Here is a 26,169-nt window from a genome sequence, read left to right as displayed (position 1 = left end):
AAAGTATCAAATTATGCGGATAATATAGCAATTTTTTTTGGGGAGGTATTTGGTTTTGTATCATGTGCGGCCTAAAACTCCATAGGTAAATACAATGCTTATTCAAAACATCGCTCTTGGAGAACGAGTATTTGAATCAGATTAAAAATACAGTTCTCGATATCTAACACCTGGATGATCTACTTGCAGCTAATGTATATCAGTTTAGATCGCGTTATATCCGAATGCTGTATCGAGATCGTGCTTAAAAGTTATAAATGACATCTATGCCATAAGTTCTTGGTGCACTCCAACCTTGATCTATACCACCTAAAAATTGTCTTCTGCTGTAGACAATATCATCACTATCAGCCAAATTTCTTATCCAAAATGAGACAGTCCAATCATCATTTCTTACACCGACTTTAGTGTTAATTGCAGTTCTTGATGGTAGATAACCAAAATCGACGGCATCGCCGGTAACTAAGCTCTGCTTTTTGACATTATTCGTGGTGGTGTATTGATCGCCAGTGTAGGAAATATCTAAATGTGTAAACCAATGGCTAGTTTCATTTATCTCTGCGCTGTAATCGAGCATCATTACCGCTTGATATTTTGAAGACTCGGGTAGTCTGTTGCCTGAAACATCAGGGTCATCAGCTGTACCACCATTTTCGAATTTATCAAAGCTAGCATCTAAGTAACTTGCTGCGAGGGCAAGAGTAAAGTTATTCGTGACTTTCGCTGATAGCTCAAATTCAACACCGTTGGTAGCTACTTCGGCAGCATTAGCAATTGCAATGATGGTTCGTGAATCACCTAAATCGATGAATTGAGTTTGTTGATAGTCATCGTAATTTGTTTTGAACATGGTAAAAGTATAAGAAAGGGATTGATCGTTACTGTAGCCTTTAAAACCTACCTCATAGTTAATTGAGCTTTCTTTATCAAACTCTAATGCTTCAAGTTGGGCTGCAGTAATGAAATCAAGGTTATAACCGCCACTTTTGCTGCCTGTTGCAATACGCGCGTAGAAAACATTATTGCTATCGTAATTATAGTTTAGTGCGATGGAAGGTAAAAAATCAGAGTCAATTTTTTTGTCGATAATATCTGCCGTCGCTAATTGAAATAAACCTGATTTAGTACCGTCGGTGGACCAATCGACTTTTTTACTTTCTTCTCCCCAGCGCATGCCTAAGCTCATTTGCCATTGTGCTGAAAAATCATAGGTAATGTTGGTAAACAAGGCGTAGCTTTGCGTGTCTACAGTGCCGATATGATTATTTTCGCCAAGAGGATATAACGCTTCAAAAGGCGTGCCCTCAAAGGTCGATAAGCCTGCGCCAGCTAAACTTGCCGCTAAAAAGGTATTATCAAAAAGGTTAATTATGGTGTCTCTATCACCCGGAATACTTGATCGATCAGTGAAACTGTCTTGCTGATAATAATAGGCGCCAAGAATAAATTCGACTTTTCCACCTAAGTTAGAAGTATATTGAAACTCTTGGGTGAATTGATCATATTCATCAGTGTAATCTAGACTAAATATGTTAAGCGAGCTGTAATCCAAATCCATTATAAAATTTAGCTTCACATCACGCTGTGCGGTGATCGACTTGAATGAGCTACCATCAGAAAAATCATAAATAGCTTCTAAAGAAATACCTGAGCTATCCCGGTCTTCGCTAGGTAGGAAGTCATTGTATGTAGTACGAATACCAGCTGCACCAGCCTCGACAGGGATAAGGCCTAAAGAGTCGGTGAGATGCTCGCCAAACAGAGGTGTTTCATCAGCTGAACTGCCGTCAAGGGTTAACATTAATGATAGGTTATCTATGCTTTCAACGAGCAATTGTGCGCGAAAGCTTTGATTGTTTTTATCGCCGACATCGCCGAGTGCGTCGGGATGTAAGTTATCAACAAAGCCATCGCGTTTTAGAGAGTTAGCACTGACTTTTAAAAATACATCATCGCTGATAGGGGCATTAACATAACCATTAATTTGTTGAGCATTATAATTGCCAACGCGCACTTTTACTTTTGCTTCGAAATTATCAGCAGGCCTAAGCGTGGTAATATTAATAGCACCAGCAACTGTATTTTTTCCAAATAGTGATCCTTGTGGTCCACGTAATATTTCTATGCGTTCAATGTCCATTAACTCTTGATTTAAGCCAGGCGACTGGCCTAAATAAACACCATCGAGATATACCCCAACACGAGTGTCAAAAGAGATATTTCTGGAGTGGCTGCCGACTCCCCTGATTGATACTTTATTATTGAAAGAGTTGACATCTTCCATGTCAAGATTAGGTACTAAGTCGGCAATATCGCCAAGCTGCTGAGCTGATGAGTTATTGATAGTATCGGTGGTAACAACAGTAACAGATGTCGGCACATCAATGAGTCGCTGATAGCGCTTTTGTGAGGTAACCATGATCACTTCAATTTGTTCATTTTTTGCTATTTCTGTTAGCGATTCTTTGTCATTTGCTACAGAAAAGTTAGCGACCGTGCTGGTAGCGATAGCAAGCAGTGATAACTTAAATATTTTTTTGTTTTTCATTCATTAAGCCTCTTCGTCACGTTGTTATTGTTGTTTATGTAACTTTGCAATAGAACTTAAGCTACAGTAATCAAAAGTAGAAAACTTGACAGTTCAGACACCATCATAAACACTGAATGATTTTTTGGGATAGGATGAACAATGGATGTCGATAGTCAATAACGTGCCAAGAGTTGCTGGTTTTGTTTTTCAGGGAATAACCACATTATTGCAAGAGGCAAATGTTGATCCTGTAACTTTCTATGAAAAATTTTCTTTAACACCAACGATTGAACAGACATTAGATCAGTTGGTACCATTTACTGTTTTCATTGATATTTTGCAAGCATTGAAGCAACAAACGAAAATTCATTATCCAAGCCTTCGTTTAGCAACAATGCAGTGTGAAGCTGATAGCTCCCCCTATATTAAACTCATTGCGAGCGCACCAAGCATTGATGTAGCTATGCAAATTGGCGAACGATTTCGTTATGCCTATAGTGAAGTTACTTACTGGAATGCTTATTTAGTATCGGATATTGCGGTAATACAAAGGCAAAGTTTTGTACCACTGGAAATTAGTGATAGAGAGCATTGCTTGTATGCTATTGCATTTTTATATCGCCTTTTTAAAAAGGTCTATGGTGCAAGAGCTAAAATTAGTCGGATATCATTGATCCAGCCTAAAGACAGCAGCAGTAACACAATTGAAGTTTATTTTGATTGCCCGGTTAGCTTCTCACAAGATTTTGATGGCTTTACTCTTGGCGTAAATGATTACTATAAGCCGAATGAAAATTTTGATGTGAAAATCTATCAATGCCTATTAAATAAGCTAACAGAGCATTTGGTTTATTTTCCTCAGACACAACTATTTTCAACGGTGGTAAAAAATATAATTGCACAAACATTGAGTACAGGAGATAGCAATTTAGTTAATATTGCTAGTGCAGTTGGCTTGTCGGAAAGTGCAGTGAAAAAAAGACTAAAAAAAGAAGCTCTCAGTTTTACCGATGTTATTACCGATGTTCGAATGAACGTGGCAAAAAGGCTATTAGTGCAACCAGATATTTCTTTGACACAAATATCTGCCATGCTAGGTTATAGTGAGGCAAGCGCATTTTCTCGAGCTTTTTTTACCTTAACAAAATTATCACCGAGAGATTGGCGAAAGCAGTTTAGCAGCACCATCGGAAATAGATAATAAAAAGCCAGCATAGTTATATGCTGGCTTTTCCATAAGTCATGCTTATTAACGCATATCTAATGTTTAGAAGCTGTAAACTAAAGTCATTGCTGTTTCAGTATTAGTATTTTCTTTACCACTTTCTACTTCAGTGTTGTAGTCCAGAATAAAGCTAAACTTAAGCTGAAGGGTTTCTATTAACTTAGTAGTGATTGAAGATTCAGCTTTATAAGTGCTGTTTTCGCCGCTTTTTGGTGAATACTTAGCAACTAATGACTGTTTAAACTCTACATGCTCATTAATTTTTCGCTTGTATAAAGCTTGTGCTTGAATAATAAAAGCATTTTTAGATTCACCGTCTGGACGCAAAACATCACGCTTAAAACCAGGACCAATATCAGCATCTAAGGTTGCATTCTCATCTTCAAACCAACGTCGACCCCAACCTGCAGAGATTGAGCTTTGGTTTTCAAAACCACCAAAGCGGCTATCTTCGTATGATGCGTTACCGTAAATATAATTTGGGCTTTTATCATCAAGGGTATAGTTAGTTTGACCAACAATAGTCCATTTTTGATCACTAGTTTCCAATTTGTCTGTGTCTTCGTCTTCGGTTTGCTTTACTAACATATCAAACTGAAGCGTTGACTTCCAAGCGTCTAACTCATGGCCTAAATCAAAACCTGCCTTAACATCAGTACTTTTGGTATCACCAGTTTTAAAAAGCATACCTAATTCAGCTGAAGCAGTATAAGGAGACTTTGCTTCTGGTGTTGCTGCTTCTGCTACTGTTGCGAATGATGCGCAACATAACACAGCTGATATTAACTTATGACTCATTGTTTTCCTCTTTATTCATATGAATAGATAATTGTGGGAATGGGATTTCGATTCCTTCGTTGTCCAATTCAGTTTTAATTTTTTGTAATAAATCGAAGTAAGTTGGCCAGTAATCAGCAGATTTTACCCAAGGTCTTACCACGAAGTTAACGCTACAGTCAGCAAGTTCTGATACGCCAACTGTTACTGCTTGATCTTTTAGTACACGTTCATCAGCACTAACTAAATCAAGTAATATTGCTTTGGTTTTTGCAAGGTCGGCATCATAACTCACGCCAATAACCAAATCTATTCTTCTTGTTGGTTTAGTTGAGTAGTTGGTGATGGTACCACTGGTGATTGAACCATTTGGAATGATGACAGTTTTGTTATCGCCAGTTCTTAGCTGAGTTGAAAAAATTAGTATTTCTTCGACAATACCTGAAACGCCTGACACTTCAATAAAATCGCCAGACTTAAACGGTTTGAAAATAATCAGTAATACACCAGAAGCGAAGTTTGATAATGAACCTTGCAGCGCTAAGCCAATAGCTAAACCAGCAGCACCAACAATGGCAACAAGAGATGAGGTGTTAAAACCTAAATGTGAAACGGCAGCAACAATAACAATAAAGAACAACATACCGTAAAGTAGGCTACTAATAAAGGAGATGATTGCATCATCCATACCTTTATGACGCATTACTTTTACGACACCGCCACGAATCAAGTTCGCAACAAATTTACCGATGAATATTATAGCTAAAGCAACTAGCAGATTAATTGCAAAATCTAAAAGCATTGTTTGGTTATCTATAAACCAGTTTTGAATAGTTTCCATTGTTTACCCTAAGCAATGTTATAAAGGGCAAATTATAATGAATAGGTGGATAAATATCACTAAATTGTTAATAAAATAAGCTACTCATTAACAAATATGTCAAAAAGTAACTGGAATTAGATTGAATACAAAAAAGGCGACCAAAAGGTCGCCTTAATTAAGTATTTTTGAGACTTACTTTATTAGTGCATCAAGTTTGCCAGTAGAGTACTGCATAAACATATTGTCTAATGAAATAGGCTTAATTTTTGATGCTTGACCAACCGTACCAAAAGCTTCGTAGCGTGCCTTACAAATATCTGACATTGCTTGAGTAGATGCTTTTAGAAATTTACGCGGGTCAAATTCGCTTGGATTTTCAGCTAAGAAACGACGTACTGCACCTGTTGATGCAAGACGTAAATCAGTATCGATATTGATCTTACGCACGCCGTTTTTAATACCTTCTTGAATTTGTTCAACAGGTACACCGTAAGTTTCAGGGATCTTACCACCAAATTCATTGATAACTGCTAACCAGTCTTGTGGTACCGACGATGAGCCATGCATAACTAAATGCGTGTTAGGGATACGGTTGTGTATCGCTTTAATACGGTCAATTGCTAAAATATCGCCAGTAGGTGGGCGAGTAAATTTATAAGCACCGTGTGAAGTGCCACAAGCAATAGCTAAAGCATCAACTTGAGTTTTTTGTACAAAATCAGCCGCTTCTTCAGGGTCAGTCAGCATTTGGTCCATGGTAAGTTTACCAACAGCACCAATACCGTCTTCTTCACCAGCTTCACCTGTTTCTAAAGAACCTAAACAACCTAATTCACCTTCAACTGATACACCACAAGCGTGAGCCATTTCAACAGTACGGCGAGTAACATCAACATTGTATTCGTAGCTAGAAGGTGTTTTGCCATCGTCCATTAAAGAACCATCCATCATCACTGATGAAAAGCCTAATTGGATAGAACGCTGGCAAACACTAGGCGATGTACCGTGATCTTGGTGCATAACTACTGGAATATGTGGAAACTCTTCAATTGCGGCTAAAATTAAATGACGCAAAAATGGCGCTCCTGCGTAGGCTCTTGCACCCGCAGAACCCTGTAAAATAACAGGACTGTTGGTTTCATTAGCAGCAAGCATGATAGCTCTTACTTGTTCCAAGTTGTTAACGTTAAAAGCTGGGATACCGTAACCAAATTCGGCGGCATGATCTAACATTTGGCGCATAGAAACTAAAGCCATGAACTAACTCCTGTGATTGTAAATAGTGACAAAATTGAACTAAAGAAGTTTCATTGTGAAACTTAGTCCTTTCGTATCGTAATTATATCAGATGAAATTAACTATTTGCACTAGAAAAAACAGCTGAATTTTACTGAAAAAGAGTAAATATTGCCTAGCTATCAGCTTTGTATATTAATTACGTAAATAAATGGGAACGACTGATTCTTCTTATCAGTATTACTTGATTATTTATGTAATTTTACTACAAAACAAAGTGAGAGAAGCCGCAAGTTTTTTTGCTTGCTGCTCATTAATGTTTGTTTTCCTCATTAATTTCAGCGATAAAAAAACGCTAATTTAGCCTTAAGCCAAACTAGCGTTATATTGTTACGACGTTTTAATGTCGAATATGCTACAGAACGCTATATTTATTAGGCGTTTGCACGAGCTTCTAAGATTTCTACTGCGGGTAATTTCTTGCCTTCTAAAAACTCTAAGAAAGCACCACCGCCAGTAGATATATAAGATACTTTGTCAGCAATGTTGTATTTGTCAACGGCTGCTAAAGTATCACCGCCACCGGCAATTGAGAAAGCGCTACTGTCTGCAATAGCATTAGCAATTAACTCTGTACCTTTACCGAATTGGTCGAATTCAAATACGCCAACGGGGCCATTCCAAACAATAGTACCTGCATTAGCAATGATATCGGCTAATGCTTTTGCGCTTTCAGGACCAATGTCAAAAATCATGTCGTCATCGGCAACGTCACTCACATTTTTAAGTGTTGCAACCGCCGTTTCAGAAAATTCTTGCCCAACAACAACATCGCTAGGCACAGGGATTGAGCCATTATTGTCTTTTGCTTGCTGAGTTAAAAGTTTTGCTTGTGCAACTAAATCAGCTTCAAATAATGATTTACCAACGTTATGACCTTCAGCGACTATAAATGTGTTGGCAATACCACCACCAACAACAAGTTGGTCAACAACACCAGCTAATGATTCTAAAACAGTAAGTTTAGTTGATACTTTAGAGCCACCAACGATGGCTACTAATGGACGGGCTGGTTTATCAAGTGCTTTTGAAAGCGCTGCTAATTCACCGGCAAGTAAAGGGCCAGCACAGGCTGTAGGTGCATATTTAGCAACACCATGAGTACTTGCTTGTGCTCTATGTGCGGTACCAAATGCGTCCATAACAAATATATCACAAAGGGCCGCTAGCTTTTTAGATAAAGCTTCATCGTTTTTCTTTTCGCCAATATTAAAACGAATGTTTTCAAAAATAACTAATTCACCAACTTTAGCGTCAACGCCATCTAGATAATCTTTAACTAATCTAACTGGGGCATTTAAAGCCGCTGCTAAGTAATCTGCAACAGGTTGTAATGAAAACTCTTCATTATATTCGCCTTCAGTTGGGCGACCTAGATGCGACATTACCATTACTTTTGCACCAGCTTCTAGAGCAAGTTTAAGTGTTGGCAGAGCGGCTCTTAAGCGAGCATCAGATGATATTTTGCCATCTTTAACCGGAACGTTTAAATCTTCACGAATCAATACACGTTGATTTTCCAGTGCTAAATCCGTCATTTCAATTACTGACATGTTTATTTCCTGTTGGTAAAGTTTAACTAAATTTGTCTTTGACTTTATTTGTTTACGCTATCGAAACATTGCCGACCGTTGTAAACCTTGTTTAGTTTGCTTGCGCCATAGCATAAGCCGTATCGATCATGCGATTAGCAAAACCCCATTCGTTGTCACACCAAATAAGTAATTTTACTAAACGTTTATGACTGACTCGCGTTTGATTGCCATCAACAATGCAAGAATGCGGGTCATGATTAAAGTCGATAGAGACTAAAGGCTCGGTGGTATAGCCAAGAATTCCAGCTAAACCATTATTTTGCGCAGTTAGTATTGCTTGGTTTATGTCGCTAATGGTTACATCACTTGAAAGCGTTAAGCTTAAATCCATGGCGGTTACGTTGATAGTGGGTACTCGCACTGCAATTGCTTCAAAGCGACCGGCAAACTTAGGCAAAATTCTTTCTATACCTGCGGCAAGTTTAGTATCAACCGGTATTATTGATTGACTTGCTGCACGTGAGCGTCGTAAGTCTGGATGATAAGCGTCAATAACTTGTTGATCATGCATTGAAGAGTGAATAGTGGTAATTGCACCACTTTCAACGCCAAAGGCTTTATCTAGCACTTGAATAACTGGCACCACACAGTTGGTTGTGCAAGAACCATTAGAAACCACTTTTTCTGCTGCGGTTAGCTGTTGGTGATTGATACCATAAATAATGGTGGCATCAAGATCATGAGCGCCTGGGTGTGAAAATAATACTTTTTTTGCCCCTTGCTTAATATGCAATTGGCCGTCTTCCTGATTACCGAATTTACCTGTGCAATCAATTACAATATCAACATCGAGTTGTTGCCAAGGCAGGGCTGATATTTCGCTTTCATGGCTTAAAGCTATTTTGTCACCGGCAATAAAAAGTTCACCGTTACATTGTTCAACAGCGAAAGGGAAGCGGCCATGAGTAGAGTCATATTTTAGTAAATGAGCAATGCCTTCTGGTTGGGCAAGTTCATTAATAGCAACTAGCTTAAAATCATTGGTTCTGGCATTTTCGTACAACGCACGAGCGACATTGCGCCCGATTCTTCCGAAGCCATTTATTGCTATATTAATTGACATTATAGTTTGATCTTATTGGTGTATGTGGCTATTTCATTCACTAAAAATATAGTCATGTGATATCTCTAGTAAATGAAATAGCCAGTTAAGTAAACTTAACTGGCTACAAATTATTAAGGCTTAATTAAATCATTTTGATTTATAAGCTATTTACTGTTTTGACAACGTTTTCAACAGTAAAACCAAAGTATTCTAGTAATACGTTACCTGGTGCAGATTCACCAAATGTTGTCATGCCAACAACTTTACCGCCGAATCCTACATACTTGTACCAAAAGTCAGTATGCGCGGCTTCAATAGCAACACGTTTAGTAACGTTGGCAGGTAATACAGATTCTTTGTAGTCAGCATCTTGTGCGTCAAAAATGTTAGTAGACGGCATAGAAACAACACGAACATTATCGCCTAATGCTTCAGCTGATTTTAATGCTAATGATACTTCTGAACCGGTAGCGATTAAAATTACTTCTGGTGTACCAACACTGTCTTTTAAGATGTAACCACCTTTAGCAATATCAGCAACTTGTGCTGCACTGCGGCTAAGCGCTGGTAAACCTTGGCGAGAGAAAATTAATGATGTTGGCGCATTTTGACGTTCAACAGCATTCTTCCACGAAACCGCAGATTCAGTAGCATCAGCTGGACGCCATGTCACCATGTTTGGTGTCGTACGTAAGTTAGTTAATTGCTCGATAGGTTGATGTGTTGGACCATCTTCACCTTGACCAATTGAATCATGGGTATAAACGAAAATGTTTTGAATGCCCATTAATGCTGACATACGAACGGCGTTACGTGCGTATTCCATAAACATCATGAAAGTTGCGCCGTAGTTTATAAAACCACCGTGTAGTGAAATACCATTCATGATGCCGCTCATACCAAATTCACGTACACCGTAGAAGATGTAGTTACCGGCTGCGTCGTCTTGAATACCTTTTGAGCCTGACCAAAGTGTTAAGTTAGAACCAGCTAAATCGGCAGAGCCACCTAACAATTCAGGTAATATTTTACCGAAGGTTTCAATGGTGTTTTGTGATGCTTTACGAGAAGCAACATTCTCAGCTTTTTCCTGACACTCTAAAATGTAGGCGTTTGCTTTTTCTTCAAATTCTGCTGGTAAATCACCTTTAATTACACGACGTTCATATTCAGCCGCTAATTCAGGGTGAGCAGCTTGGTACGCGGCAAATTTTTCATTCCAACTTGCTTGCTCTGTGTTGCCTTTTTCTTTTTGATCCCAGTCAGCATAAACATCGCTTGGAATTTCAAAAGGAGCGTGTGACCAATTTAATTTTTCACGTGTCGCAGCAATTTCTTCATCGCCTAATGGAGCACCGTGACAGTCATGTGTGCCTTCTTTATTAGGTGAACCAAAACCAATGATGGTTTTGCAGCAAATCATTGAAGGTTTATCGGTTACCGACTTGGCTTCAGCTATTGCGGCAGCGATAGCTTCAGGGTTATGGCCGTCAACACTAACGACATGCCAGCCGTATGCTTCAAAACGGGCAGGAGTGTTGTCAGTAAACCAACCTTCAACTTCACCATCAATTGAAATGCCGTTGTCATCCCAAAATGCAATTAGTTTACCTAAACCTAAAGTACCGGCTAATGAACAGGCTTCATGTGAAATACCTTCCATTAAACAACCGTCACCTAAAAATACATAAGTGTTGTGGTCAACAATGTTATGACCTTCACGGTTAAATTGTGCCGCTAACGTTTTTTCAGCAATCGCCATACCTACAGCATTTGAAACACCAGCGCCTAATGGACCAGTTGTTGTTTCAACACCAGGTGTATAACCGTATTCTGGATGACCTGGAGTCTTTGAATGTAACTGACGGAAGTTCTTCAATTCATTAATTGGTAAATCGTAACCCGTTAAGTGCAACAATGAATAGATCAACATTGAGCCGTGACCATTTGATAGGATGAAACGATCGCGATCAGCCCAATTTGGATCTGTTGGGTTATGCTTTAGGAAATCACGCCATAATACTTCAGCGATATCTGCCATGCCCATTGGGGCTCCAGGGTGTCCTGATTTGGCTTTTTGAACGGCATCCATGCTTAAAACTCGAATTGCATTGGCCAGTTGTTGACGCGACGGCATAATTACTCCAATAATTGTAAAATTTGAAAGGATAAAAATTGCGCTTATTTTCGCTTAGAGTTACCAGCACTGCAAATTTTATTGTCATATTTCTTTGATTATTTTTCTCTTAGTTATATTTATTCGCTAAGGCTAGAGCCGCTTAAAAAAAAAATTTTCATTAGTGCTAATATTAAACCAATAAGAGGTCGAAAATTAACCGATAAGCGGTTGTAATTTAAATGAACTTGCTATAGTGTTAATTAGTTGTATGTACAAATAACAATAAAAAGATATAACCTGAAACAGGATTAAGACATGAATAGGTCGTCGTCAAAAGGAGTGAAGCTGACCACTGTGATACTCGCTGTATTGATATTAGCCGTATCAGCGATGTTGAGTAACAGCTCAGCTGCGGACGACAAGGATGTTAAAGTAATACAAATAAATGAAGAGCTTAGTGATTAAGTTCACTTGAAAATACTAACCTCGCAATAGCGGGGTTTTTTATTTATAGGCCTTTTTTGTTATATATTGCTTTTGCTAACTTGTTGGCGTCCCCACCAGGACTCGAACCTGGAGCAGCAGCTTAGGAGGCCGCAGTTTTATCCAGTTAAACTATGAGGACTTAGATAAGTACTTACTTCTATTTACTCCGTCATTTTATAAAAAAGCACCAAATAATCAATAGTTAAAAATATTAATTTTTGACTCGTCGATAGTTAAATTACTATCCTATCGATGAGTTTTTTGAATGCGTATTTTTTAGAAAGTTTACTCAGCCGTCAATAACGCACAGCTAAGTCATCGATTTGGATGTTGTCCATAAGATGCTGTTCAGTTGTTGTTGCTCTAGCGCTGTCATTACTTACTTCATCTACAATAACTTTATACGGGCTAACATTAAAACCAGAATAAGACTTATGATCATCACTGACAAAGTTATTAGCATGTAACAATGAAAACTCATCACCCACCTTAACACCATGACGCTTTCCTAAATTGAAGGTAATACTATTTCCCGATACTTGTACAATTCTACCTTGAGTCGGCTGGCACATCATGTTTTCATCAATATCAGTTACCATGTTATCTAAAGTTTGGCTAATTTGCTGGCCATACTCACTTAGCCAGAAGTTTTGACTAGATACATCAATTTGTTGACGTTGATTAAATTGCCAAGGTGCTGAACTTTGATATAGCTCATCTAATATTCTTTCGCCTGTACTGCCATCGTGAATATAAAGAGCGATGTTAAATTGACGTTGATAAATGTTATCTTGCCAAAATTGCCAATTGTTGTTCTTGTCGTTTGCCATCGAAATATCTTGGACTTCTGAATATAGTACATACTGGCTGTCGGTCATACTCGCTAATGACATAGTTAAACTTTTGAGCTTTTCCATTGCAAGCGTTTGATTGAGTCTAGTGAATTCGGTTTTGGTTTGTAGCGCTAATTTTGTATCAAGGTAAATGCCATTATTTTTTATTTTACTGGCCAATTTCTCTACTAAAGTTTTATCAATTTGGTAAATATTACCGATATTGGCCTGCTCACGATGGAGCAAGTTACTGCGCGTTAATAGTATTGACTTTTTGTAATCAGCTGCGAAGCATTTTTTTTCTTGTGGGAAAATATCTGCTCGTATAGTCACGGTAACTAAGTTATCAGTGTAATTTTCAGTAATGAGTTCGAATGAATTAACACTACCGCTAGCGCGAATACTAATTTCATCTTGAGTAAGTAAACCATTAACGACTTGCTGAACGCTTGAAACTGATGCACCTGCAACGAGTAGAGCTTTCTTGAGAGCATTTTGCATAGCCTTACTTTTTGCTGCTTTGCTGTCATCATTCTTTATTACTGCTATACCTTGAGATTCATACCATTGGCCAAAACTAGTGGCACTGTACGTTGCACAACTTATTACTATTAAGCTAAGTTGTAATATATTTGATTTCAAAAAACTAAAACTTAGGTTTTTGAAATCAAATAAACTTGGGCGTAATAATTTGAAGGCCATAAATTTCTCATCTTTAAATGAAGTTAATTCTTCATTTGTAATATGCATGTTTTATGCCTATTTATTTAATGTGATAACGTTAGAGAAGCAATACTATGTAAGATGACTACTTATTTGTTTTTGCTACTTCTCGCTATTTAATGTTCTTAGGGGCTGTTGACCTTTGTTTGTATCTTCAGTAATAGGCTGATTTTAATGTTAGTAAAGCAGAATGAATGAGACTTGGTTGTTCCAAATAAGTGAAGTGCTAATGCAGCTAGCGTGAAAGCAGGCATTGCCCACGATCTGAGGCTAAAGCCGTCGTACTTTGTGTTGAAAATAGTGGATTTAGGTGACTAAACTTCACCGTTTTCGCCTTAATAAAGTCCCTTGTATCGGTAGATACCACATTGAGTATTTTTTATATGCATTACTTTTAGCGTTCATTAAATCTAACTAAGTAAATTTAAATTATTGGCGTGAATCGTGCTTTGTTAATTTCACTGTTTTATGAATTGATGCATTAATTGAGGAGAGCTCAATGAAAAATTGGCTTTTAGCAATATTACTACCGGCGCTAATGTCCTGCTCTGCAGGGCCTAATAACGACTTTTATCGCTCGTCTTATAAGGATAAGCAAGAAATTGATAGCTTTAAACTACCTCGTCATGCGATCAATGATGTAGTTAAGGGGCTAGCTTATCAAATGTTGGAAAGTAGTTCGTTCGTTAGTCCGAAGACACCTGTTGCCATTGCTTCTTTTGTAGATTTAAAAAGCTTGGAATCGACTAATTGGCTTGGTAATCAGTTATCTGAGAGCTTTGTACATGAAATGCAGCGTCACGGTTTAGTTGTCATTGACTTTAAAACCACAGGTCATATTCGTGTGACTGCTGAAGGGGATTATGTTTTTAGCCGAGATTGGAAAGAGCTACCTGAACGCCAGATAATTGACTATGTTGTTACAGGCACCATGATGCAGCAAGATGAAGGTATTCTAGTAAATGCTCGTATGATTGGTATGCAGTCTAGAGTTGTTGTTGCGACTGCGCAATCTTTTATACCTTCTTGGGTTGTAGGTGATGGCTTTAATCGCAAGGAGAATGTCAAAATGAAAGACGGTATGATTATACGAGATAGCGCTATGTTAGCCGAAGATGCTCGTGCTGTTGCAATTCAACAGTAGCTAATTAGTACAATAATAAAGGTTTTATATGAAAATTTTATTAAAGCACTGCACGATATTATTTAGTTTAATGTTGTTGACAGCCTGTTCAACATTTTATGATAAACATGTTGAATGGCAAACAGTAAAACCGAAAAAATTTCCAGTATTGACTGCGATAGGGCAAGCGCCAGTTAGCCTACAAAAATCAAAACATAAAACTCAGCGTATGTTGATGGCGATGAGTGCTTCGAAAATTGCCGCCTACGCAGAATTAGCTGAGCAAGTTTATGGGCAAACGATTGATGGCAAGACCACTATGTCTAATTTGATTGTCGATAATCAAAAATTAAGAACGTCAGTGCAAGGCATTATTCGTGGTGCTAAAGTGGTTAAGAGTTACCCTGTTGGTGACACTTACACTACAGAGTTAAGTTTAGATTTTAGAGATGTTTATGATATATATAGTGCATCGTCAAATAGGAAAGAAATTAAAGAAATTACTTATTACTAGATAACTTTCTTCTTGTTAAGGAGAGCTAAAACTTAAAGCCAGCAGTTGCTGGTTTTTTATGTTCAGGACGAACCGTATTTTGCGGGTGCATAGATGCACTGGAGCGTGTATGTTCAGGATAAGTGAGATGTTTTTCTAGGCAAAAGTCATTGTTACTTTAAGAATAGAGTATCGTAAATGCCTGCTCGTTCTTTATTGCTTTAACAAGCAGCCCTTGATCAAAGTGCTCTTTATCCCAGCTCGGTGTTAAAATGTTGATAAATAGCTCGTATTGATAAGAAAAAAAAACATTGATGGTCTATACGATTATTTTTATTTTTTGGACATTTTTATAGGAGTATGTAGCGATTGATTTTAATGGAATGTTAAATGCATTTTATCCAGAATTTAGGTTATTTATCGGTACTAAAGAATGGCGAGATGCTAACAACAATTAAGTTAGGCTTTAATCCCTAGGCTGCTTAGTCCGGCAGAAGTTTTACCTTTACTGTCATAAGTCATTGATGATTTATTATGACTTTCTAGCAATGACGTTTTCATACGCTCAACTGATAATTGTGATTGATGAATGATCAGGCCATTGGTTTGATTTAGCACCTTACAATGTTCTAAAATATTTTGAATATCCGTAAGTTCATTGTCGAACTTGCCGGCTAACTTTTCTTGTTTAAACTCAAAACTTTGACCAATGGCATTATCAACGCTTTGAATAGCCATTAATAAGTCATTTTTTGTTGCGGTAATTTGAATTAAAGCGTCAGGATTTTGCAGTTGTAAAATATCTTTCTCGGTGATTAATATCGCCTCTAATTGCGTCAATTGTGATAATTGTTGAGAAACCAATTGTTGCGGCGTTATTTTATCAGACACTTTTTACTCCAATTATACTACGGGTTAATCAAGTTCAAATTCAAAGCTAGCAATGCTTGCAGCAAGCTTTTCTGGGTTTACTTTATAGTCACCAGAAGTAATCGCACTTTTTAATTCATCTATTTTTTTCTGATTTACTACAGGAGAGTCACCTGCTTTTTTTTGTAACTCATTCAATTGCTTAGCCTGTGGAGTAATCGACACAGAATCACGAGTAGCTAGTTTAGCATTTTGTGAAGTATTCGCACTTTCACTAGCCAACTGCTTAGTTTGTACTTGTTGATCAATCTTTTGCTTTACTTGATTAGTACTGTTCAAGTTGTTGATATTTATCGCCATTATATAATCCTACTTATAGCAGTAATTGGTTTCTAACCTTTTATCGGCAAAACAATAGATAACTTAAGTAATTATTATAAATTAATTATTACTTGGTTAATAGCGTTAACTTGCCCTCGAACGAGACGACCGGATTTGTCATTTTTTACCGAAATAACATCGCCTAAGCTGCCGTCTCGCATAGCAGTACCAGAAGATTTAATCTCGAAGCCGGCTGATTTTGCGATAATACTTACTGGCTGACCCTTACAAACAAAACATATATTTTTATTGGTAATTGCGCTGCCTTTAGATAAGTTTCTTTTTGAGCGCGCACCAATAACAATTTTGGCTTCGCTAAGTACCGTACCTCTAATCTGTGCACGATCTTTAAGAATAACTTCAGTATTAGAGTTATCAAGTAGTGTGCCTTTAGTAATTCGCATGCTGGTGACTAAAATTGGCATAATCGTCTGGATTTTTACAGGAACAAATAAATGCCAAGGCTTTTCATCGCTGCAAACAATTTTAACATTTACATTCCTACCATTATGTTTTTCAGGTATATTTGCTTGTAATGGGGATAAACAAGCTTGCAAAGAAATTCGCGGGTCTATTTGGGATACATCAATTAGCAGTGTTCCCTGTATAGGTGCAGTTATGTGGCTTTCAACATGAGACTTAATAAAGTTGGTTAAATAGTCACGATCAAAAGTCATGGCGCTACTAGTTTTAAGTATCGCTAAGTAAATAAGAGTGATTTTTACTAATATCTTTAATTTATTCATAAAATTTTGATCTAGCTACTAGGGAAATAAAAATACTCGTCTATGCTTTACTAAATAGAATTTAGCAGAATTAACGTCAAAAAAATCACGTTGTTGCTTAAAAAAGTATTTAAAGAATATCACTATCAAGAATTATGCCCATGTTTTATTTTCATTGGCATTCCTAAGAGGTTTTTATGGCAGGTATATTAGATTCAGTAAATCAGCGTACGCAATTGGTTGGGCAAAATAGGCTTGAATTGCTACTATTTAAACTGGTTGGTCGACAACGTTTTGGTATAAATGTGTTTAAAGTACGTGAAGTTATGCCATGTCCAAGGCTGACAACATTACCGAAACAAGATAAATATATTAAAGGTGTAGCTCATATTCGTGGCCAAACTATTTCTGTGATTGATTTAAGTAAATCTACAGGCGGCCCTGAAATTGTTCAAACAGCAGATAGCTTTGTGATTATTGCGGAGTATAACCGTAGCGTACAAGGCTTTTTAGTCAGTGGTGTTGAGCGTATTGTTACCTTAAGTTGGAAAGATATTATGCCACCACCAGAAGGTGCTGGTAAGTCGAGTTACCTTACTGCTGTCACAGAAATCGACAATGAAATGGTCTCTATACTTGATGTTGAAAAAATTCTTAATGAAATTAGCCCAATTTCAACAGAGCTCAGCGAAGGAATCGCTGATGACACTATTGGTGAGGAAGTTGGTGATCGCGTTATTATGATTGCAGATGACTCAACAGTGGCTCGTAATCAAGTAAAAAGAGCGCTTGAACCACTTGGCTTGACGATGTTATTAGCCAAAAATGGCCAAGATGCCCTTAATCAATTGGAAGTGATTGCTGGAGATTGCCAAAACTCACTTACAGAAAAAGTTGCTTTATTAATTTCTGATATTGAAATGCCTGAAATGGATGGTTATACCCTAACTGCAGAAATTAAGGCGAATGAACGTATGCGTGATGTTCCTGTTATATTACATACATCTCTGAGTGGGGTTTTTAATAATGCGATGGTTGAAAAGGTTGGAGCACAAGATTTTATTCCGAAATTTCATCCAGATGAATTAGCAACAGCAGTGAAGAAGTGGTTAAAGCATGATGAAGCATCTTAGTACTCTTTTACGATTAACATTAGGTGGATTATAAATAGTGCCAACTAAACAACTCGATGATAAAAGTTACGACCAGTTTAGAACTTTTCTGGAACAACAGTGCGGTATTGTATTGGGTGAAAGTAAACAATACTTGGTTAAAAGCCGCTTAGTACCGCTGATGGCGAAATTTGATGTTGAATCTTTATCAGATTTAGTAGTGCAAACACTAAATCCGGTGAAGCGGCAATTAAGAGCCGCCGTGATTGATGCCATGACCACTAATGAAACATTATGGTTTCGAGATGAATACCCTTTTGAACTGTTGAAAAATAAACTGCTACCTGAATTTAAGGGCCAGCGTGCGCCTTTAAAAATATGGTCAGCGGCAAGTTCATCGGGACAAGAACCATATTCAATTGCCATGGCAGCATATGAATATCAGCAAAGTAACCCAGGGGCATTTCCTGGTGGTGTTCAAATTATTGGCACTGATATTTCTAATACCATGCTTGAACACTGTAAATATGCGCATTATGACAATTTAGCATTATCTCGAGGTTTATCATTAGAGCGTAAGCGTCAGTTTTTTGAAGCGGGTGATAACGGTATGCTAAAAGTTAAAGATGTCATTAAAAAGATGGTCAGTTTTAGGCAATTAAATCTATTGAATAGTTATAGCCTTATGGGACGTTTTGACCTGGTTTTTTGTCGTAACGTCTTGATTTACTTCTCTCCCGAGCTTAAAACACAAATCATTTCTCAAATTCATGGTACTTTAAATAACGACCGCTATTTATTTCTTGGTGCTTCAGAGTCGCTCTCTGGAATTAGTCAAGATTTTAGCATGATCCGCTGTAATCCAGGCATCGTTTACCAAAAAAAATAACCCGTCAAATAACCTCTGGCATAAATATTGTATGAGTACCTGCATTAATTTGGAGGTATTTTTATGGCTATTAGTTTTGAAAAAGCATTTGGTATACATCCGCAAGGATTACAAGTGCGTGCTCAACGTGCTGAAATCATTGCTGGCAACATTGCTAATGCAGACACACCTGGTTATAAAGCGAAGGGGATAGATTTTAAATCAGCCCTAGCCCAAGCCAGCTCCAAACAACAAACCGGAATGACTCGCACCAATGAAAAACATTTTGATGTTCGCATGGAACTCAACAATGGTGTCGGTTACCGCGTACCTGATCAACCTGACACAGGCGATGGTAATACTGTAGATGTACAAGTGGAACGAAACTTGTATCTAGAAAACTCTATGGAGTATCAAGCCAGTCTACAATTTCTTGATGGTCGTATCAAAGGCTTGAAAAAAGCAATCACTGGAGGGTAATAATTATGAGCTTATTTAATGTCTTTTCTATTTCTGGCTCTGGGATGAGCGCACAGTCAGTGCGTTTAAATACCACGGCGAGTAATATTGCTAATGCTGATAGCGTTAGCAGTAGTATTGATGAAACGTATCGTGCTCGTCATCCAGTTTTTGCCGCTGAGATGCAAAAAGCTGCCGCAGGGCAAAATGAGTCGGTGGGTGTGCAAGTACTTGGTGTTGTAGAAAGTAATAAACCACTAAATGTTGAATATGCACCCGACCATCCAATGGCGGATGGTGAAGGTTATATCTACAAGCCTAATGTTAACGTTATTGAAGAAATGACCAATATGATATCGGCCTCACGTTCATATCAAACCAATGTGCAATTGGCGGAGTCAGCGAAGAATATGCTGAATAAAACGCTAACACTTGGTAAAAGCTAATTTTTAAAGGAATCTGTTATGGATCTTAATTTACAAACTACTGATGTGAGAGCAGCTGATAGGGCAAGGCTTGAGAAAGAGAAATATGAAGTTTCTGAAAATGGTGCTGCTAACGGTATTTTAACTCAAGCTGACTTTTTTTCACTACTAACCACTGAGCTTGCACATCAAGATCCAACAAAGCCGGTTGAAAATAATGAAATGATTTCTCAGATGACTGCATTTTCAACCACAGATGGTGTCTCAAATTTAAATGATAAATTTGCTGAATTTGCTACTTCAATGTCATCAAGCCAAGCGCTACAAGCGTCGTCTTTAGTTGGGCGTAGTGTTTTAGTCGAGGAGAACGCATTTGGCATGGAGGCAGGTCAAGAAGTTATGGGCAAATTGAAAACAGATAAAGCAGCAAGTAATGTCAACATTTACGTTGAAAATGTTGCTGGCGAAATTATTCAGACAGTACCTGTTGGTGATGTTAAATCCGGTGAATTTACCTTTTCATGGGATGGCAAAGGCTCTGATGGAGAGCCAGCAGCAGCAGGAGCGTATCGCTTTCGTGTTGCTGGGTTAGTTGAAGGTAAAGCGTCTGAGTTGCAAGCGATGACCTATCGAAAAGTCGATAGTGTGACATTAGCGGGCTCAGGTGGAAGTATTTTATTAAATCTTAATGGTGGCAGCACGATGAAACTATCGGATGTTGTTGAAGTAACTGAAGGTTAAATTAACAGAATTTTTTACGAGGTGAATTTATGTCATTTAATATCGCATTAAGCGGATTAAACGCTGCTCAAAAAGACTTGGATGTAACATCCAACAACATTGCAAACGTTAACACTGCAGGTTTTAAGGAATCACGCGCAGAATTTGTTGACGTTTATGCTGCTTCTCTTTTATCGTCGAATAAAACTAAAGTCGGCGACGGTGTTTTAACATCTGTTGTTGCGCAACAGTTTTCGCAAGGTAGTATTCAATTTACTAATAACTCTTTAGATTTAGCTATTACTGGTAATGGTTTTTTTGCCACCGTTCCGGAGATCGACAGTTTAGAAAAAACCTATACTCGTGCGGGTCAGTTTCAGCTCAATCAGGAAAACTTTATTGTAAATTCATCTGGAGGACATTTATTAGGTTTTCCTACCAATGCCGATGGTACATCAGCCTCTGTAAGTTTAAGTACGGCAAAGCCGATTCGAATTCCAACCGAGTCAGGTGCGCCAAAGCAATCGTCAGAAGTTGATATTCGCATGAACTTGCCGGCTGGCGCATCATATATTGCCGATGCTCCTGGTAACTTTGATCCAGAAGATCCATTAAGCTTTAACCATTCAACCTCAGTGACTGTTTTTGATTCTCTGGGTCAAAGTCATATCATGACTTACTTTTTTGTTAAAGATAATCCAGAAGTCGCTCCCAACCAGTGGATGATGTTTGCCGCCGTTGATGGTAAAGTCATTGATTTAGCTGATGATCCAACGATTCAAGCCGCTGCTGATGCCGCTGTTGTTACGGCTAAAGCTAATGTAACTGCTGCTCAAGCTACATTAGTGACGACACAAACCGCATTAAATACCGCACAGGGGGCTTTAGGCACTGCAGAGGCCGCGGCCGTTGCAGCGCAAGTTACATATGATGCAATAGTAGCTCCAACGGCTGCAGAGACGGCAACATTGGCAGCAGTTATAGCAACGAGAGACGCTGCAATAGTTACAAGAGATGCTGCTAGTGCTGCGAATACGGTATCAGAGACAGCTTTGGCTGCCGCGGTAACGATCGGAGCTGAAGCTATAGCAAAAACAACACCAGAAGGGGGCGCGGTATCGGGTCCGTTAGCTGGTGCTGGTGGTGTTAAAGGTGCAAGACTTACCTATAATTCTTCAGGCGACTTTATCAGTCAATCACCGACATTGGCCAATGGCGGGATTAGAACGGTAGCCTTTACAGATCACTTGCCTAATGGCGCGGATCCTACGCAAAACATAATAATTGATTTCAATTTAGACCCGTCAGGACCTAATCCCAATGAGCCAACGCAATTCGCTTCTAACTTTGAAGTAACAGCTTTAGAGCAAGATGGTTTAGCGGTTGGTCGATTAACCGGTCTTGATATCGGTATTGATGGTCTAGTGCGTGCGACCTACAGTAATGGTACGTCATCACCACTAGCGCGAATAGCACTGGTTAACTTTGCTAACGAGCAGGGCCTTGCGCAGGTTGGTGGTACTGGTTGGAAAGAAAGTATCACTTCAGGCAGTGCATTAGCGGGCGAAGCTGGCTCAGGAACTTTTGGTAGTATAAATTCATCAGCACTTGAACAATCAAATGTTAACTTGACTACCGAGTTGATTGACTTAATTTCAGCGCAACGAAATTTCCAAGCGAACTCGCGAGCACTAGAAGTTGATAACCAATTGAACCAAACAATATTGCAAATCCGATAATTATCTAAATAATTACGTTCATAAAAACCAGGTAAATATTTATTATTACCTGGTTTTTATGTTTAGGATGAACGGCAAGGAATGGCGATGTTTTTTAATCAGCGTGACTAGCTTTATTAGGCCACTTTAGAATGAGCGATTATTTATTTCAATTGGTATTACAGATTAAATTACTTGTTTGAACCCACCTGAATAATATGACCGCTATGATCCATTCGAGCTATTGCTATCATTGCTTCTACATAGCTTTAAATTTTTTCATCAATGTAAGCACCAGTATATCTCTGCGTGAGATTAATATTACTTTACCTATTCATCTACCTACCAAACATCTCTTTAACAAACTCTATTAATAGCTTGGCATTTTAATTGCATTGTTCTAATCAATTAGAAATCATATTGAGTGGAATTTATTATGGATAAGATGCTGTACATCGCTATGAGTGGTGCAAAACAAAATATGCACGCCTTATCAGTAACTGCCAATAACCTTGCCAATGCTAAAACAACTGGCTTTAAAGCTGACTTAGCTAACGCCAGGTCAATGCAAGCGTTCGGTGAAGGTTTACCCACTCGTGTGTTTTCTATGACCGAAAGAGCAGGCCAAAACTTTGACAGTGGCGCTTTGCTCACTACTGGACGTGATCTCGATGTGGCTATTCAAGGGCAAGGTTGGCTAGCGGTTCAAACTAAAGATGGCAGTGAAGCATATACCCGAAATGGCCAATTCAAATTAAGTGAAAATGGCGCTTTAGAAACCTCGGGTGGTGACTTGGTTATTGGTGAAAATGGACCAATTTTCTTGCCTCTACCGGTGAAGAATATCGATATTTCGGCAGATGGTACGATTATGGTTCAGCCTGAAGGTGCGCCTAGTTCAGTTCAAGAAGAAGTCGGACGTATTAAACTGATCAACCCTGATAATCGTTTTATGGAAAAAGGTAACGATGGTTTATTTCGCCGTAAAGATGGCAACATTGAGCCGGCTGATATCACGGTAAGAGTGGGCAGTGGCACAATAGAATCAAGTAACGTAAATCCTATTGGTGAAATGACCGATATGATCGCACTGCAACGTCAGTTTGAAATGCAGTTAAAAATGATGAAAACCGCGGAAGAAGTTGACGCAAGTGCATCTTCATTATTACGCGCATTTTAAATAAATTATTTCGAGGTGATGTATGAACCCAGCATTATGGATCAGTAAAACAGGCTTAGATGCACAAACAAAAGAGATCGCGGTTATTTCTAATAACTTAGCGAATGCTAGTACTGTAGGCTTTAAAAAAAGTCGTGCTGTTTTTGAAGATTTACTTTACCAAACGATTAATCAACCGGGAGGCCGCTCAGCGCAAGACACCGAAATGCCTTCAGGTTTAATGTTAGGTGCAGGTACTAAAGTAGTCGCGACACAAAAAATTCATACCCAAGGTGATATGTTAAATACCGATAATGCCTTGGATTTAATGATTCAAGGTGAAGGCATGTTTGAAATACTGATGCCTGATGGTTCTTCGGCTTATTCTCGCAATGGCCAATTTACCATGGATGAAGAAGGTAATATTGTAACGCCAGGGGCAGGATATTTATTACAGCCGCAAATAACCGTTCCTGAAGACGCCCTGAGTATTATCGTTTCACAAGATGGTGAAGTTTCAGTGACTTTACAAGGGCAAGCTGAGCCTTCGGTGGTTGGTCAAATCAATACCGCTAATTTTGTTAATCCAACGGGGCTAGAGCCTATTGGTCAAAACTTATATGTTGAAACGGCAGTTAGTGGTACACCACAGCAAGGAACCCCTGGCTTAGAAGGCTACGGTATGATTGTGCAAGGCGCGTTAGAAACGTCGAATGTAAATACTACCGAAGAACTAGTTAACCTGATTGAAAGTCAGCGAGTTTATGAAATGAACTCAAAAGTTATTTCGGCAGTCGATGAAATGCTGAGTTACATCAATCAGCAATTATAAGGTTTAAGGGGCTAATATGAGAATCGTAAATAGATCGCTAAAGTCGACATTATTAATGATAAGCACTGTTGTGCTGTTAGTAAGTGGCTGTGCCAGTACTGATCAAGCTAAAACATTACCAGATGACCCAGATTTTGCGCCAATATTACCTGAAATGGAAGATGAGCCCTTAGTACCTACTGGTTCACTTTTTAAATTGAATTACGTTAACAATATTTATTCAGACTCTAAAGCTCACCGTGTTGGCGATATCATTTCAGTGATACTAAGCGAAAGTACACAAGCACAAAAAAATGCAAAGACCGAAATTAAAAAAGAAAACAGTGCAACATTGAATCCGATCACAGGGTTTGGTGGTAAAGCTCTGAACTTTAAGGGTAATGCTATCCAATTTGGCTATGACCAAGAGTCTGACTTTAAAGGAGACTCAAAAGCCAATCAAGGTAATAGTTTGTCGGGTAATATTTCCGTTCATGTACTAAGAGTTTTGCCAAATGGCAATTTGATGATCCGTGGCGAAAAATGGATGTCACTTAATAATGGCGATGAATATATTCGTTTGACCGGTATTATTCGTCCGCAAGATATCAACTCAAACAATACAGTTACCTCAAGTAAAGTTGCTAATGCTCGCATTCAATATGCTGGTACAGGTGCCTTTGCTGACGTTCAAGAGCAGGGCTGGTTATCGGCCTTCTTCAGTAGTTCATGGTGGCCTCTGTAGGGGAAATATGATGAAAAAAAGTCTATTTAGCGTTCTATTATTGAGTCTATTGGTATTTGCTAATCAAGCTATAGCCCAGCGGATAAAAGATTTAGCTGATGTTGCGGGTGTACGCAGTAACCAACTAATCGGTTATGGTTTAGTAGTTGGTTTACCCGGCACGGGTGAGCAAAGTCCATTTACTGAGCAAAGCTTTAAAACTATGCTCAGTAACTTTGGTATTACCATGCCGAGCAACCTAAAGCCAAAAATTAAAAACGTTGCTGCTGTTGCGGTACACGCCGAATTACCTGCGTTTGCTAAGCCAGGGCAAAAAATTGATATTACTGTATCTTCGATGGGCAGTGCGCAAAGTTTACGTGGCGGCACATTATTACAAACCATACTAATGGGGCTTGATGGTAATGCCTACGCGGTAGGACAAGGTAGCTTAGTGGTTAGTGGTTTAGGGGCTGAAGGACTCGACGGCTCTAAGGTTATTGCTAATACACCGACCGTTGGCCGTATTGCTAATGGTGCTATGGTTGAACGTGAAGTACTTTCGCCGTTTGCCTCTGGTGATTTTATTACCTTTAATCTACATAATGCTGATTTTACTACCGCTAAACGTTTATCTGACACCATTAATAACTTAATTGCTGGCTCTGCACGAGCAGTTGATGCTGCTTCGGTAAAAGTCACCGCGCCAAGAGATGCGGCCGATCGAGTGAGTTTTTTAGCAACATTAGAAAATTTAGAATTTGAACCGGGTTCGCCTTCAGCAAAAATTATTGTTAACTCACGCACTGGCACCATTGTTATTGGTGCGGATGTGCGCTTACTGCCTGCGGCTATTACTCATGGTGGAATAACGGTTACCATCAATGAGATAGAAAATGTTTCTCAACCTAATGCCTTTTCTGAAGGCGAAACTGTGGCAACAAATCAATCCATTATCGATGTTAAGCAAGATGATTCTAGAATGTTTGTTTTTAATCCCGGTATTACGCTCGATGCTTTAGTACGTGCTATTAACCAAGTTGGCGCAGGCCCTGGTGATGTGATGGCAATATTAGAAGCATTAGATCAAGCGGGTGCACTACGAGGAGATTTGATCATTATTTAATGA

At 38.6% G+C, this 26,169-nt stretch carries 25 protein-coding genes and 1 tRNA gene; 14 read left to right on the top strand and 12 right to left on the bottom strand.

Going from position 1 to position 26,169, the window contains the following annotated elements:
* Window positions 1-244 precede the first annotated feature (244 nt).
* On the bottom strand, window positions 245-2,548 hold the full coding sequence (locus tag B7C41_RS07450; RefSeq protein WP_085298165.1) for a TonB-dependent receptor: 2,304 nt from the start codon (window positions 2,546-2,548) through the stop codon (window positions 245-247).
* Between the two features lie 145 nt (window positions 2,549-2,693).
* Between B7C41_RS07450 and B7C41_RS07445 the strand changes: the two genes are divergently transcribed.
* Window positions 2,694-3,731, top strand: a complete 1,038-nt coding sequence (locus B7C41_RS07445) for an AraC family transcriptional regulator (RefSeq protein ID WP_085298164.1) — start codon at window positions 2,694-2,696, stop codon at window positions 3,729-3,731.
* 66 nt (window positions 3,732-3,797) lie between these two features.
* Here the strand turns inward: B7C41_RS07445 and B7C41_RS07440 are convergent, their stop codons facing one another.
* From B7C41_RS07440 to tkt, 6 genes are all read right to left on the bottom strand, one after another.
* Complete coding sequence (locus tag B7C41_RS07440; RefSeq protein ID WP_085298163.1) at window positions 3,798-4,553, bottom strand: DUF481 domain-containing protein; 756 nt, start codon at window positions 4,551-4,553, stop codon at window positions 3,798-3,800.
* Window positions 4,543-5,373: a mechanosensitive ion channel domain-containing protein gene (locus B7C41_RS07435; RefSeq protein WP_085298162.1), complete on the bottom strand. Its 831-nt coding sequence runs from the start codon at window positions 5,371-5,373 to the stop codon at window positions 4,543-4,545. Before B7C41_RS07435 ends, B7C41_RS07440 begins: the two co-directional genes overlap by 11 nt.
* A gap of 174 nt (window positions 5,374-5,547) precedes the next feature.
* Entirely contained in the window at window positions 5,548-6,612 is a 1,065-nt protein-coding gene (fba, locus tag B7C41_RS07430; RefSeq protein WP_085298161.1) for a class II fructose-bisphosphate aldolase, read from the bottom strand.
* Between the two features lie 413 nt (window positions 6,613-7,025).
* Window positions 7,026-8,204, bottom strand: coding sequence for a phosphoglycerate kinase (locus tag B7C41_RS07425; RefSeq protein ID WP_085298160.1), 1,179 nt, complete (start codon window positions 8,202-8,204; stop codon window positions 7,026-7,028).
* A gap of 91 nt (window positions 8,205-8,295) precedes the next feature.
* Complete coding sequence (gene epd / locus B7C41_RS07420) at window positions 8,296-9,309, bottom strand: erythrose-4-phosphate dehydrogenase (RefSeq protein ID WP_085298159.1); 1,014 nt, start codon at window positions 9,307-9,309, stop codon at window positions 8,296-8,298.
* 139 nt (window positions 9,310-9,448) lie between these two features.
* Entirely contained in the window at window positions 9,449-11,428 is a 1,980-nt protein-coding gene (gene tkt, locus B7C41_RS07415; protein ID WP_085298158.1) for a transketolase, read from the bottom strand.
* A 297-nt stretch (window positions 11,429-11,725) separates the two neighbouring features.
* On the opposite strand from tkt, the gene B7C41_RS20135 reads away from it, so the two are divergent.
* The gene (locus B7C41_RS20135; protein WP_158089095.1) at window positions 11,726-11,875 is read left to right on the top strand and encodes a hypothetical protein; all 150 of its coding nucleotides are present in this window, start codon (window positions 11,726-11,728) and stop codon (window positions 11,873-11,875) included.
* Between the two features lie 84 nt (window positions 11,876-11,959).
* Here the strand turns inward: B7C41_RS20135 and B7C41_RS07410 are convergent.
* Together B7C41_RS07410 and B7C41_RS07405 are read right to left on the bottom strand one after the other, a co-directional pair.
* Window positions 11,960-12,035 (bottom strand) — tRNA-Arg (locus tag B7C41_RS07410).
* A gap of 157 nt (window positions 12,036-12,192) precedes the next feature.
* Window positions 12,193-13,479 (bottom strand): flagella assembly protein FlgT, encoded by a 1,287-nt coding sequence (locus B7C41_RS07405; RefSeq protein WP_235839640.1) that lies wholly within the window; start codon window positions 13,477-13,479, stop codon window positions 12,193-12,195.
* A 472-nt stretch (window positions 13,480-13,951) separates the two neighbouring features.
* Between B7C41_RS07405 and B7C41_RS07400 the strand changes: the two genes are divergently transcribed.
* Both B7C41_RS07400 and B7C41_RS07395 read left to right on the top strand, forming a co-directional pair.
* Window positions 13,952-14,596, top strand: a complete 645-nt coding sequence (locus B7C41_RS07400) for a FlgO family outer membrane protein (protein ID WP_085298157.1) — start codon at window positions 13,952-13,954, stop codon at window positions 14,594-14,596.
* Window positions 14,597-14,624: 28 nt separating this feature from the next.
* Entirely contained in the window at window positions 14,625-15,089 is a 465-nt protein-coding gene (locus tag B7C41_RS07395) for an LPP20 family lipoprotein (protein ID WP_085298156.1), read from the top strand.
* A gap of 438 nt (window positions 15,090-15,527) precedes the next feature.
* On the opposite strand, the gene B7C41_RS07390 is transcribed toward B7C41_RS07395, so the two are convergent.
* The 3 genes from B7C41_RS07390 to flgA form a co-directional block, all read right to left on the bottom strand.
* Complete coding sequence (locus tag B7C41_RS07390; RefSeq protein ID WP_085298155.1) at window positions 15,528-15,959, bottom strand: flagella synthesis protein FlgN; 432 nt, start codon at window positions 15,957-15,959, stop codon at window positions 15,528-15,530.
* A gap of 24 nt (window positions 15,960-15,983) precedes the next feature.
* Window positions 15,984-16,298, bottom strand: coding sequence for a flagellar biosynthesis anti-sigma factor FlgM (gene flgM, locus B7C41_RS07385; RefSeq protein WP_085298154.1), 315 nt, complete (start codon window positions 16,296-16,298; stop codon window positions 15,984-15,986).
* 74 nt (window positions 16,299-16,372) lie between these two features.
* A complete protein-coding gene (gene flgA, locus B7C41_RS07380) occupies window positions 16,373-17,065 on the bottom strand; it encodes a flagellar basal body P-ring formation chaperone FlgA (protein ID WP_085298153.1) in 693 nt (230 codons plus the stop codon).
* Window positions 17,066-17,241: 176 nt separating this feature from the next.
* On the opposite strand from flgA, the gene B7C41_RS07375 reads away from it, so the two are divergent.
* The 10 genes from B7C41_RS07375 to B7C41_RS07330 all read left to right on the top strand — a co-directional run bounded on the left by B7C41_RS07375 (window position 17,242) and on the right by B7C41_RS07330 (window position 26,166).
* Complete coding sequence (locus B7C41_RS07375; RefSeq protein WP_085298152.1) at window positions 17,242-18,177, top strand: chemotaxis protein; 936 nt, start codon at window positions 17,242-17,244, stop codon at window positions 18,175-18,177.
* A gap of 37 nt (window positions 18,178-18,214) precedes the next feature.
* Complete coding sequence (locus B7C41_RS07370) at window positions 18,215-19,045, top strand: CheR family methyltransferase (protein WP_085298151.1); 831 nt, start codon at window positions 18,215-18,217, stop codon at window positions 19,043-19,045.
* A 63-nt stretch (window positions 19,046-19,108) separates the two neighbouring features.
* Window positions 19,109-19,504 (top strand): flagellar basal body rod protein FlgB, encoded by a 396-nt coding sequence (flgB, locus tag B7C41_RS07365; protein WP_085298150.1) that lies wholly within the window; start codon window positions 19,109-19,111, stop codon window positions 19,502-19,504.
* 5 nt (window positions 19,505-19,509) lie between these two features.
* Window positions 19,510-19,929 (top strand): flagellar basal body rod protein FlgC, encoded by a 420-nt coding sequence (flgC, locus tag B7C41_RS07360; RefSeq protein ID WP_085298149.1) that lies wholly within the window; start codon window positions 19,510-19,512, stop codon window positions 19,927-19,929.
* An 18-nt stretch (window positions 19,930-19,947) separates the two neighbouring features.
* Entirely contained in the window at window positions 19,948-20,649 is a 702-nt protein-coding gene (locus tag B7C41_RS07355) for a flagellar hook assembly protein FlgD (RefSeq protein WP_085298148.1), read from the top strand.
* 29 nt (window positions 20,650-20,678) lie between these two features.
* Window positions 20,679-22,367 (top strand): flagellar hook protein FlgE, encoded by a 1,689-nt coding sequence (locus B7C41_RS07350; RefSeq protein WP_085298147.1) that lies wholly within the window; start codon window positions 20,679-20,681, stop codon window positions 22,365-22,367.
* Between the two features lie 415 nt (window positions 22,368-22,782).
* Complete coding sequence (gene flgF / locus B7C41_RS07345) at window positions 22,783-23,526, top strand: flagellar basal-body rod protein FlgF (RefSeq protein ID WP_085298146.1); 744 nt, start codon at window positions 22,783-22,785, stop codon at window positions 23,524-23,526.
* Window positions 23,527-23,548: 22 nt separating this feature from the next.
* A complete protein-coding gene (flgG, locus tag B7C41_RS07340; protein WP_085298145.1) occupies window positions 23,549-24,337 on the top strand; it encodes a flagellar basal-body rod protein FlgG in 789 nt (262 codons plus the stop codon).
* A gap of 16 nt (window positions 24,338-24,353) precedes the next feature.
* Window positions 24,354-25,061 (top strand): flagellar basal body L-ring protein FlgH, encoded by a 708-nt coding sequence (gene flgH / locus B7C41_RS07335; RefSeq protein WP_085298144.1) that lies wholly within the window; start codon window positions 24,354-24,356, stop codon window positions 25,059-25,061.
* 7 nt (window positions 25,062-25,068) lie between these two features.
* On the top strand, window positions 25,069-26,166 hold the full coding sequence (locus B7C41_RS07330) for a flagellar basal body P-ring protein FlgI (RefSeq protein WP_085298143.1): 1,098 nt from the start codon (window positions 25,069-25,071) through the stop codon (window positions 26,164-26,166).
* Window positions 26,167-26,169: the final 3 nt, after the last annotated feature.

Source organism: Cognaticolwellia mytili (genome assembly GCF_002104475.1).
GTDB classification, from domain to species: Bacteria; Pseudomonadota; Gammaproteobacteria; order Enterobacterales; family Alteromonadaceae; genus Cognaticolwellia; species Cognaticolwellia mytili.
Note: the sequence above shows the minus strand (reverse complement) of the source record. Positions and strands in the feature narration are given on the sequence as shown.